The sequence below is a fragment of the Bacillus sp. SH5-2 genome (assembly GCF_008368905.1).
GTDB classification, from domain to species: Bacteria; Bacillota; Bacilli; order Bacillales; family Bacillaceae_G; genus Bacillus_A; species Bacillus_A luti.
On record NZ_QOSD01000040.1, the window covers coordinates 31,797 to 43,176 of the forward strand.

Below are 11,380 nucleotides of genomic sequence, written 5' to 3' on the forward strand. Positions count from 1 at the left end.
ACTAAGTCAAACCATTTGATGTACTATAAAGTAACAATTATTTTATTATCTATGATAGTTCTAAAATTGGTGTAATTTCTCATCATATTATTACCATATGCACTAACTGCTTCATTACCACACACCATACTTTCATAGTTATCTTTAAATTCTTTTTTTATTGACTCTTCCAAACTGTCATAGTATCTTTTGATAGCTTCCTCTGCCAATTCACGCGACCCGTGCGTTAATATAAAATTAATATCTACCATATAACCCTTTTGAGGATAAAAACCCCTTTCAACAACCTCTTTTACAAAGTTGTTCAAATCATTCGTACACCTTTCTACAATTGGCATAAATTCACTATTTAACCAATTAGTGAATTCGTTAACTGTCCGCTCCCACTCTTCCTCATTTGCTATGTTCCAATATAACTTACCGCTTGGTACATTGCACCGACGTGTATTAATATGAAATATTTTATCTTTAGATTTTAAAGGAAGAATTGCGCATTCACCATAAAATACTACATTTTTATCAGATATATTATTCCAACTTGTATAAAAGAGTACCTTATAAATGAAATTTTTATCTTTTTTACTCATCCAATGACCAGACTTAGAATATTTCCAGCCATTATCTAAATACTTTTCAGATATTAGATTACATACGCGCTCAAATGCTTTATTTGCTTTCATATTACATCTCCAATTCAAACTACCTAAGATTCATATATTTTAAACTCAATCCTCAAATCTTGAGTATTCTTCCTAAAAACCTCCAATAATTTATTACAATTTTCAGTTGGTTTATATTTAAATCTTAAATCGAATATAAAGCCATCTACTAACTTAGCATCCGGATAAACACTATAGATTTGCCCACTTTCAATAAAAGATACATAGGCATTAATTTTATCTTGTAACAATGTTAAGTGCTGAAGTTCATTTTCCCAATCTAAATGATCTGCAATCATTAATGCTAACTTATTTTCACCCATACTCTTGCCAATTCCATCTATTTTATTTTTGTCTAATATTGACACTTATCTCTCACCTCATTTATTCATCAAAATAAGTTGTCCCTTCAGGACGAACAATTTGCGGTCTTGTTCCACTAGGCACTTCGTATCCCCCTGAAAAATCTCCCTTTCCTTCACCTACGACCTTTCCACTAGAATTCTTCAATTCAGGGAATCCCTTTTCTTGATTAGTAGTATAGGGAGCAGTAGCGGAACTTTTATATTCTTGTATAATAACATTCCCATATTCATCAGATGCAATTGCGTCAACTCTTACCTTAGTCCCTTCATGTGTAACAATGGTTATTTCTCGTTCAGCGTTTTCATACTGTTGTGAAAATAGATTAAAACTTTCATCAGAAAATTCTTGCCCCTGCTCTTTAAGTGATGCCCATTTTTCACTTGCTTCTTTCCACTCCAGTGGCTCTTTAGGCGCTTCACTATTCTTATATTTCCTTTCACAATATACATCATACTTAGATTGCAACTCAGCATCTTTAAATCTACCAGTATTATCAAGTAAATCAGAATTCCCTTTTCCAACTTCACCCGTACCCTTAACCCCACCACTCTCCAAATTCGAGATCCTACTCTGAATACTCGCCTTTGAGGCATCATGGGCTTCTTGGAATTTCCCGCTATAGTTCGTTCCAGTTCTAGCGACACTTCCATCTGGCAGTATTTCTACACCTTTAAAGATTGGGGATACGGCGTTCGCAACTTTTGCTAATGTATTTTCAATTATATAATACTAGTAGTTTCTGTTAGCTTTAATTCATAAAAATAATTTCTATAAATTTATAGTATACCTTTCAATTAAAAAAGCACTTGATTGCCTTTAGTCGACAATCAAGTGCTTTAAGTTCATATGTTTTTAAGTAGCATTAAATTTGTAAGTTTTATGGTAACAGTATGACACCTTTTATATGTTGTGACAACTACTACGTTAAAACTTACGAGTTTGTACGAATTCGTTAGTTTTATGTCCATTCCATGCCTTATATTCATCATCCAGTAAAATGTCATCTCGCCTAAGCTCGTACTTCGTTTTCTATTCTATCATTGCACACAGTACTCCATGATGGTACAACCATCATGGAGTACTTACTTTCAAACACCATATATTTTTTCTATCCACATCAAAAACAAATTCGTTTTCATTCTCTTTTCTTGTCTACCTACGTATTAAACTTTAAATATCCTCATATAAAAAATAAAAAATATAATAATAATACTTATAACTTCTATTCATCATAAACAATAAATGACCTTATTCAGCTTTAAGCTAAACAAGGTCATTTATCTATATTAAAACTCTTCTTCCCATGCTTCTTTTGCATCCAATAACCTTTGTGATAAAAACTCATAAAAATTCTTTGCTGTATTGTAATCATCAAGTCCACCTTGTCTATCCCATGCTATTACTGGACACTCATTGTTTTCCATATTACTAGTGTCTAGACAATAAGCATATTCCCCAATATCTTCAATAACTACTAAATGCTCACTCATTCCTAAATCCCTATAACTCTCTGTTTCAATAACAATAGAAGCTATATTAGACTTAGCCACACCTAAAATATCAACACCAAATAACCCACCAGAGCCATAATTAGTTAAAAACCACTTATAACTTTCTGGCAATTTTAACTGTAGGGTATCTTGAACATAATCAACTTGTTTTTTATCTACTCCACCAGTAAAGTCATCTGATTCCATATTTATCTTAATAAAATTGATTAATTCCTCTTTATTCATTCAAAATTCCTCCTTTTATAATTCAGCTTTATCTATTTGTTTAGCTCTCCATCTCCAATATTTCGATCTGAAATTTTCATATTGCTTTTTTAACACAGGATCGTTTCTAAAACTTCCACCATTCTCCACTAAGCCATGCAATATTTTATAATATTCCTTATGCATACTACCCGGGAGCTCCACCATTGATCCGGGCTCTCTTTGAATTAAATGATGAAGTTCTATAGCAGTTCCATCTTGCCAAATTGGTGCTCTTCCTTTTTTCATCAATTGGGGATTTATCATACCAGTTTTAGGATCAATTCTCATATAATCAATATCTAACCTTTGAAAAACCCGTCTGCTAATATCCCTTACTTCTCCATTAACTTTAGTTGTTCCAGTATATTCTACATCCTTATAGTTTTTATATTCTTTACCCGTACCCTTAACCCCACCACTCTCCAAATTCGAGATCCTACTCTGAATACTCGCCTTTGAGGCATCATGGGCTTCTTGGAATTTCCCGCTATAGTTCGTTCCAGTTCTAGCGACACTTCCATCTGGTAGCATTTCTACACCTTTAACGAATGGGGTTACGGAGTCCATACCTTTTGCTAATGTATTTTCAATTATATAATACTAATAATTTATGTTAGCCTGAATTCATAAAAAATATTTTCTAAAAATTTATAGCATGTCTATCTAATAAAAAAGCACTTGTTGCCTTTCGTAGACAATCAAGTGCTTTAAGTTCATATGTTTTTAAGTAGCATAAATTTGTAAGATTTATAAGATCTGTAAGTTTTGTATTAACAGTACGACACCTTTTACATGCCATGACAACTACTAAGTTAAAATTGACGAGTTTGTACGAGTTCTTAGTTTAATATACTTTCCATGTGATTATATTCATCACCCAGTAAAATGTCATCTCGTCTAAGCTCGTACTTCGTTTTCTATTCTATCATTGCACACAGTACTCCATGATGGTACAAACATCATGAGTACATACTTTTAATAACATTTTTCTTTCCACTTCAAAAATAAGTTCTTTTTCATTGACTTGTCTGTAGTAAGTACAGTTTTGTAATAATTAGAAATTCCTTTTAGCTAATCTCGTTTGTTTGCTGTCTTGCTTTTCTAATCCAAATATCAAGAAACCTTTAACAACTAAAAGTAAAGTTGTATTATTTGCTATGCTTCTCAAAAAACAAACTTTCTACTGTACTTATAAGATCATTATGAATTTCACTTTCACTCTATATAATCTTATGCACTAAAACTACTAAGCTCTTCTTCCCAAAAAGACCCTTCAGTTAAAGAGACCGCATCGATTTTTTGAAGTGCGCCAGAAATCCACTCTAACAAATCTTTAGTTGCATTTTTTTCAAGATACGCTCTTCTTCCATTTACAGCCTTTACTTTTTTTATAAAATCTACGTAGACAAGTAAGGCTTCTGCAAACTTTGCTATCGTAGTATTTATGAGTACAACCTTATTATCATTATCATAATCTATATATACGAGCTCTGAGTTAGATTCATCAATACATATTGGATATCCGCTACCAGTAAATCCAAAACATAAAAACTTATAATACATCGCTTCTAATTTATTGTTTTTTTTAATTAATCTTTCTCCACCACCATTAACTGCAGATTCAAATGTTAAAAATGGAGGAGCAGACTCAGGAAAACCTGCTTCAATTAAAAAATCTTTAGTTTCTTGAGATAAGGAAAATGAATTAATTATTTTTTCATCATAGTTAATCAAACCATATATGTCTTTATTCCAATTGTCTAAAAAATCTTGTGGTGAAATCATTTTTTTATACCTCCACTATATATCATTAATTTTCACTTCATGCTTTATTATTAATGTTTACGGCTGTTTTTGAGACGTAAATACCTCCCCAATCGCAGTCAATGGGTCGTTATCTCTAATCTTGTGTTCTTTCTCAAAATTGTGTATACCCCCAAAGCCCCTATGCAATGATTGTGGCACAGCAGCAGCTTGCCCCCCACCACCTATATGATGATGTATCAGTTTATCACCCTTACAATCTTTATATTGGGGAAAATGCTTAATAAAGTCATCATCTACTACAGGAACTAATCCGTTTTCAATTCTTTCAATATTTGCTTCACTAAAAAATTCTGGATGCTTATCTAATAATTCATTAAAGTGTTTAGATGCACTTCTTTCCCATCCTGCTGCATTTGCTCCACTTTTTTTCTTTCCTTTATAGTTCATTTCAGAAACAAGTCTAGGATCCGCTCTATATTCTATCGGTACTTTTTCGATATCAATATCACGATAAGCTCTGATGTCACTATAATCAATTTTATTGGCTGTATTAATTATAGCTTCACCCGTACCCTTAGCCACACTACCTTCCTTACTAACTCCTGAGCCACCACTACCCTTAGCAAGTTGATAAGCGTCATCCTTAGCTGTCGTACTTGCCTTTGAAAACTTTCCAGCTACTTCTCCAACAGTTGAAGATTCTATATAAGGAAGCTTCATTCCTATTCCAGTATCCACCGTCCTAACTGCTACTGGAATAGGAGTATTTTTCATAGCATCTAGTGCATTTTTTAAAGTCTTATTTTCCTTAAGCGATTGTACCACATTATTTCTACGCTAAAACGCAAAAGAGCACTCGTTACCTTTAGTCGACAATCAAGTGCTCTAAATTCAAATAATATTTTCTAAGAGTTTAATTTATTGATTATATAAGACACACACGGAACCAATAGCAATTTTTCAACAATATTTTTTTGAATTAATAATTGTATTAAACGGTTCTTAATTCAAATACCCTCTATTTTAAGCCCTAAAATCAGTTAATCAGTACTAGATATTTTCAATATATCCCCTAATTCGCCTAACAGTTCTATGTTTTTTAAAGCCAACTCAACAGGTATGTCTTTCATTAACACGAATGGTAATTGTTTTGATCCTTTTAATAAGTCAAACAATCCCTTTTTGATGATAAATACCTCTTGTATTTTCTTTAAATCCATAGCCCCTCCTACTGGTGGACTTACCAATATAAGATTACACAGTTTTTCCTTAAACACTTCCTGTTCTTCGTCCACACATTCAATATCTATCGCTCCGGCATTTATCCACTGTATAAAATTCTCACTTACTGTGGTAGCATAATTCGGATCCATAATCCCCGAATCAACTTGTACTAACTCTGTTGCGTTTTCATTTGCAGTCATTAACAGTATTTTGCCTCCACCATTACTTCCTACAGCAACATAACCCTTTGCATATTCATGGACTTCATATGTTTTATTCCTTTCATCTATTATATCCACTCCAAATATAACGACTCCATTATCGGACACAAAACCATTTGTATGCTTTAGTAATTGTTTATAAACATTAGGGAGTATTAATCCCATTTCCTCTTCGATTTTTTTAATTTCATTTTCATCAACTGGAGAATATAATTCATAAGTCGACAATTTTTGAACATTTATCATTTAAATCCCCCTAATCCATCAAAATATCTATATGCTTCTCGCATTACTTTTTTTGCTACTTTTAAATCTACACCCGCTTCAATCATTTCTTTATAGCTAATATTAAATTCGTATATTATATCCGTACTAAAACCTTCATTCCTTCTTCTAGCCCTTTGAAGAGCAGATATTATAGCATGTGGTTCACCAGAGGTAGATTTGAGTAATATTGATGGTGCTTGTCGACTGCTATAATTATTACCGCTTGTTTTAGCCCATATCTTAGCCCATTCATCTTGTATTGCGTGATGTGCTTGCACCAAGCCATCATCTTTTGTATTTCGAAAACCCAGAGCACGATTCTTATTTGGACTCATTTTTTATACAAGTCAACATCTTCAACAATATAACCTCCATTTTTAAGTTGACTCCTAGTGGCCCTTTGCGGAAATGTAATACCAGCCCTTTCATTAATATTAGCATGGAGCTGTTCAGAAGTTAATTCGCCATATTTCCCTCTCAAATATTCTAATCTGGAATCTCCCGTACCCTTAACCCCTCCACTACCCTTAGCAAGTTGATAAGCGTCATCCTTAGCTGCCGTACTTGCCTTTGAAAACTTTCCAGCTACTTCTCCAACAGTTGAAGATTCTACATAAGGAATCTTCACTCCTATTCCAGTATCCACCATCCTAACTGCTACTGGAATAGGAGTATTTTTCATAGCATCTAGTGCATTCTTTAAAGTCTTATTTTCCTTAAGCGATTGTACCACATTATTTCTACGCTAAAATGCAAAAAAGCACTCGTTGCCTTTAATTGACAATCAAGTGCTTTAAGTTCATATGTTTTTAAGTAGCATAAATTTGTAAGTTTTGTAGTAACAATATATCTATTTTGTTTTCTGTCCACTTCAAATATATTTTGCTATAGATTTATCAGTATTTATGTTTTTATAGCTGTACAGTAAAATACACTTAAAACAAGCATAATTGTATAAACTACCCCTTTAAAGCTAATATTTCTTCTCTATTATAGTCAATCATTGCTAAAAAGTACTCGTCAAAGTTCTCAAATCTATCTATTTCTTCGCCCGCAAACCAAATAATCTCTCCTGGTCTAGAAGAAGAAGGTAGACATAAAACAAATAAATCCCTATCAAATTTCGAAACTGCAATTGGTAGTAGCTCATGTCTTAAAACACCACTACCCTCTAAAACAACATCATCTATAGCTTTTAATAGCATCTGAGCATAATCCATTATAGAAGATTCCTTTAATTGCTCCGTACCAAATAAATCCACCGTTTGATAAAAACCTGCCCAACCATTGGCATATTGAAGAAATTCTCGATACATTGAATCAAGTTTATATCCCAATTCTTGTTCAATAGTGCAAATAGATTTTTCATTTGCTCCCACCTCTGGAAAATGGTGTGGCCATATTTTTTCTACATCTTGTTTCATTAGCTCCTGCTTCACTAAAATCATTGTAGCTATCTTATCTTTCCAATTATTCACCGTCTACTCCTCCTCTACAAACTTAAATTTTGTAGGTTTATAACCAATTGGATATTTATTAGCCTGTCCACCTATGCTCATATTAACTTTTGGGTCAAGGTCTAACCAACTATGAGGATCCGGTTTCCCCATCCAAGTTGTATCGGGAACATGACCAACATGTCCCTTGTATGCTTCTCCATTATCGGCAGCACGCTTGCCTTCTAGTCTTGCCGCACGTGAAGCTTCTTGTCTTAATTTACCTTTAGTTGATACTCTTCCTGTTGGTGATAAAGCACCCGCTTCTAAAGCTTTATTAGATCCCTCAACATAAGCCTTAACTTGTGCTATCTGTTCATCTGTCGCTCCTGGTGGTGCTTTGACTTCAACAGGTCCCCCAGTTTTACCCGTACCCTTAGCCACACTACCTTCCTTACTAACTCCTGAACCACCACTACCCTTAGCAAGTTGATAAGCGTCATCCTTAGCTGCCGTACTTGCCTTTGAAAACTTTCCAGCTACTTCTCCAACAGTTGAAGATTCTATATAAGGAAGCCTCATTCCTATTCCAGTATCCACCATCCTAACTGCTACTGGAATAGGAGTATTTTTCATCGCATCTAGTGCATTCTTTAAAGTCTTATTTTCCTTAAGCGATTGTACCACATTTCCACCCAAATTTGGATTAAAACCAGGCATTCCTTCTTTGAATTTTAATAATTTCGCTAAATCAGCTAATTCATTCGTGCCTTTGAATGCTTTTACTCCTTTTCCTACTGCTCCAACAACTGGGATTGCGTCTAATCCGCCAAAAATGATGTTTGCTGTGCGTTCTTCTTGGCTCAATTTCCGGTGTGTTCCCCAGTCTTCTCCGTCGATACCACTTTTTATTTGTACAGCGCCGTATACTACTGCGGCAGCGGCCCCAAGTGGTGGACAAAGGATTGTTGTGATGATGATTCCTACGCCTATTCCTATGTCTCGCACCATTTCTAGTTTTTTCTGTTCATCTTCTATCGATTTGTATTCAAATCCTCGTGTGGATGGGACTACTTTCTTGTATTCTTCATAATTTAATTTTGCATCTGGGTTTTGTTTTTTTAGTTCTTTGTACTCCGCTCTCAGTACGTTATCAAATGCAGGTGAATCTCTAAAAATATCTTCTACTGTTATTTTATCTTTTTTTGTTTTTATTGTTTGTGGTACACTTCCGTACCCCGCGTGCGCACCTGGTAATACTGTTGTTGTTGTGGAGCCAATTCGGTTATCTGTTTTGAAACTGAGAATAGATGTATCTCTCATTTTTTGAGCAAATTTATCCATTTCTACTAAAAAAGGTTTATCTATATGTTCAGAGACCAATCCCCCTGCTTCTCCGCAATATTTTTGTAATGTCGTATAGCTTTCAAGTAATTCCCCTATTTTTTCCGATTGATCTTTATGATTAAAATGTATACTACCATCCGAGTCTAAACCTCGTATACTTCCTTCTACACTTTTTAATAATTCATTTGCTTTCTGTAATTTCATGAGTGCATCTTTTGTAATTCGATTCATACCATCCCCCATGTTTTGCCATGGTTCAGGTCTATATTTCACATCCATTTCGTTTTCATCCCCCAGCCGTATGGTGATTTCTACAACTTACTTAATATTTCACGTAATTGTTCGTCCTTTTCAAACATTTCTACACATGCGTCCCTTACAACTGTCGCCGACCTATAATAGTGTTCAGACAATTCAAGTGTTTTGTGTAATATATCAGGGTATTTTTCAATTACTCTCATCGCTTCACCTTTTTGATAAAAATCACTACTTAATAAACTCTCAATATTCGTTCCAATGACGTCTAAATGGATTTTATATATATTTTCTAATTTCATTACTATATCAAGTAGTTCTTGAAAATTAACTAATACTTCTTCTCCACCAGAACCACTATCTCCCATTGATACTTGCATTATTGAATACCTCCTAACGAGAATTGTCTCGGGTCAATTAACTTTTTATATGGCATTTTTAACACGTCATACAATTTCTTATTAACCGCATAGAGGCTCACCCAGTCATATCGATTACGATCTACATCTATTTGAACGAAATCTTCTCCTTCAGTGAAATATAAGAAACATTCCCATTTTCCTCCTCTATTACTTCGAGGCCTCGTATACGTTTCTATCGCTATAACGTCTTTATTTGATAAATCTTTTTCCTCAAATGTTTGTTGTTCTGCCTCTGTCATTCTCTTTGAGAAAAATGTATCTTCTATTTCCCTCGGTTCTCTCAATAAGAAAGGAATGCGTGTTAATAATGAAAAATATACGTCTGGCTTTGGTATGTAGTCGATTTCGTATTTTTTATTTGGCTCTATTTCTGTTAATACAGCCACTCGATCTTTATCCTCTTTCAAAAAACCAATTAACAAATTATTAATTCTCGTGTATTCGTGACAATTCTCATATTCCTTTAATAGTTCAATCATTTGAAAAGCTGCACGGGTAATTCCATTTTCGCTTGTAAGTAAGCCTTTTTCTTTTAAACTCGTAGTTGCTTTTGTCACACATTCTTCATCAAGTAAAATAATTACGTCACGATTTGGCAATCCAAATATATCCGTAACTCCAGCTGCACCTGCGAGAACATATAATTCAGCAGGTGCAAAACTCATTTCTTTCCCCATTCTTTTATCCCTCGTTTCTCCATCACAATTGTTTTATCGCCCTTACTTTCGGTATATCGCCGTACGTTTGAATACTTTTATCTAACTCTTTCAAAGCTTTCGTATGCCCTTCAAATGCCTCTACCATTTCTGAGTTATATTGAATGATTAAATCAAGATAACTTAAAAAGGCATCTCTCGTTTTTCCATTCCATTTCGCACCTGTGACATATGCTTTTAAGTCTTTCGCTTGGTTTAAAGAATCCTTCATACCATTTTCAATGTTTTGTGCGTAAGAAATGGCACTTGTCGTGTTACTTCCTATAATTTCAACCTCTTTACCACTCATGTTAGTTCCCCCACATTCTTTGTATGCTTAATGGATAAGATTTTCAAGTTCCTTTTTCTTTTCTTCAAAAGCCTTGGTCGCAGCATCATATGCGGCTGCTTTCTCCGCTTCTGCTTTCGCTTTATATTCCAAATACTTTGCATAAGCTGTACCTTTTGCAGATCCAACATCGCTTAATGCACTTTTAAAATAGGATACTAATGTATTTAATTTTTCATCCTTTTCATGACGTTTTTGTTCAAATTCCACTGCCGGAATTTTATTAGCTTCTAAACCATTGCTTTTACTCTCATAATCTCTCTTCGCCGATTCAGCGTCTTGAATTAATTGTTGTAACTCTCTTTCTGCATCTTTTAATTCATCATGCAGTTTATCATACTGATCTCGTTTTCTCGCACTTTCTGTAAAACCAGATGCATTTAAAAAAGCATTGTACAATTCATCTAACATCTTTCTCCCCCTTTAGTACAATAACTATGTAGTTAAATTCGTATATTTAAACATGAATATTCATTACATTAAGAATTAACAAATAATTATTTTTGCATATCGCTATTTTATCAAAGCAATTTTAACATTTCCATATTTTATACAAAGCTTTCGTATTTTTCTTCAATTAAATAGCAATGAATATTTATCATCTAAAAATTATAG

At 33.9% G+C, this 11,380-nt stretch carries 15 protein-coding genes and 2 pseudogenes; all 17 read right to left on the reverse strand.

All coding sequences use genetic code 11. From position 1 onward, the window contains the following. Positions 1 to 23 precede the first annotated feature (23 nt). The 17 genes and pseudogenes from DN410_RS26955 to DN410_RS27030 all read right to left on the reverse strand — a co-directional run bounded on the left by DN410_RS26955 (position 24) and on the right by DN410_RS27030 (position 11,176). On the reverse strand, positions 24 to 680 hold the full coding sequence (locus tag DN410_RS26955; protein ID WP_149178750.1) for a hypothetical protein: 657 nt from the start codon (positions 678 to 680) through the stop codon (positions 24 to 26). 23 nt (positions 681 to 703) lie between these two features. Next, positions 704 to 1,027, reverse strand: a complete 324-nt coding sequence (locus tag DN410_RS26960; protein ID WP_000025256.1) for a DUF6572 domain-containing protein — start codon at positions 1,025 to 1,027, stop codon at positions 704 to 706. Between the two features lie 16 nt (positions 1,028 to 1,043). Beyond that, a complete protein-coding gene (locus DN410_RS26965) occupies positions 1,044 to 1,748 on the reverse strand; it encodes a toxin (RefSeq protein ID WP_149178751.1) in 705 nt (234 codons plus the stop codon). A gap of 563 nt (positions 1,749 to 2,311) precedes the next feature. Further along, on the reverse strand, positions 2,312 to 2,761 hold the full coding sequence (locus tag DN410_RS26970) for an SMI1/KNR4 family protein (RefSeq protein WP_149178752.1): 450 nt from the start codon (positions 2,759 to 2,761) through the stop codon (positions 2,312 to 2,314). 15 nt (positions 2,762 to 2,776) lie between these two features. Beyond that, entirely contained in the window at positions 2,777 to 3,349 is a 573-nt protein-coding gene (locus DN410_RS28645; RefSeq protein ID WP_149178753.1) for an HNH/ENDO VII family nuclease, read from the reverse strand. 663 nt (positions 3,350 to 4,012) lie between these two features. Then, the gene (locus DN410_RS26980; RefSeq protein ID WP_149178754.1) at positions 4,013 to 4,567 is read right to left on the reverse strand and encodes an SUKH-4 family immunity protein; all 555 of its coding nucleotides are present in this window, start codon (positions 4,565 to 4,567) and stop codon (positions 4,013 to 4,015) included. A gap of 57 nt (positions 4,568 to 4,624) precedes the next feature. Next, positions 4,625 to 5,377, reverse strand: a pseudogene (locus DN410_RS26985) (hypothetical protein); the annotation flags it as partial. Positions 5,378 to 5,589: 212 nt separating this feature from the next. After that, complete coding sequence (locus tag DN410_RS26990; RefSeq protein ID WP_098986782.1) at positions 5,590 to 6,240, reverse strand: SMI1/KNR4 family protein; 651 nt, start codon at positions 6,238 to 6,240, stop codon at positions 5,590 to 5,592. Beyond that, positions 6,237 to 6,596, reverse strand: a complete 360-nt coding sequence (locus DN410_RS26995; protein ID WP_255446881.1) for a hypothetical protein — start codon at positions 6,594 to 6,596, stop codon at positions 6,237 to 6,239. The genes DN410_RS26990 and DN410_RS26995 overlap by 4 nt, the downstream gene beginning before the upstream one ends. Before the next feature lie 86 nt (positions 6,597 to 6,682). After that, positions 6,683 to 6,997: pseudogene (locus DN410_RS27000) on the reverse strand (hypothetical protein); the annotation flags it as partial. Beyond that, the gene (locus DN410_RS28880) at positions 6,961 to 7,140 is read right to left on the reverse strand and encodes a hypothetical protein (RefSeq protein WP_370456834.1); all 180 of its coding nucleotides are present in this window, start codon (positions 7,138 to 7,140) and stop codon (positions 6,961 to 6,963) included. The pseudogene DN410_RS27000 and the gene DN410_RS28880, both read right to left, overlap by 37 nt. An 80-nt stretch (positions 7,141 to 7,220) precedes the next feature. Next, on the reverse strand, positions 7,221 to 7,739 hold the full coding sequence (locus DN410_RS27005) for an SMI1/KNR4 family protein (protein ID WP_001067164.1): 519 nt from the start codon (positions 7,737 to 7,739) through the stop codon (positions 7,221 to 7,223). Positions 7,740 to 7,742: 3 nt separating this feature from the next. Further along, positions 7,743 to 9,323, reverse strand: coding sequence for a hypothetical protein (locus DN410_RS27010; protein ID WP_255446882.1), 1,581 nt, complete (start codon positions 9,321 to 9,323; stop codon positions 7,743 to 7,745). A 32-nt stretch (positions 9,324 to 9,355) separates the two neighbouring features. Continuing rightward, on the reverse strand, positions 9,356 to 9,679 hold the full coding sequence (locus tag DN410_RS27015; protein ID WP_088229687.1) for an MFS transporter: 324 nt from the start codon (positions 9,677 to 9,679) through the stop codon (positions 9,356 to 9,358). Continuing rightward, a complete protein-coding gene (locus DN410_RS27020; protein WP_149178756.1) occupies positions 9,679 to 10,398 on the reverse strand; it encodes a DUF5081 family protein in 720 nt (239 codons plus the stop codon). The genes DN410_RS27015 and DN410_RS27020 overlap by 1 nt, the downstream gene beginning before the upstream one ends. 22 nt (positions 10,399 to 10,420) lie before the next feature. Beyond that, positions 10,421 to 10,726, reverse strand: a complete 306-nt coding sequence (locus DN410_RS27025) for a WXG100 family type VII secretion target (protein ID WP_088229689.1) — start codon at positions 10,724 to 10,726, stop codon at positions 10,421 to 10,423. Positions 10,727 to 10,753: 27 nt separating this feature from the next. After that, positions 10,754 to 11,176, reverse strand: coding sequence for a hypothetical protein (locus DN410_RS27030; protein ID WP_088229690.1), 423 nt, complete (start codon positions 11,174 to 11,176; stop codon positions 10,754 to 10,756). Positions 11,177 to 11,380 lie beyond the last annotated feature (204 nt).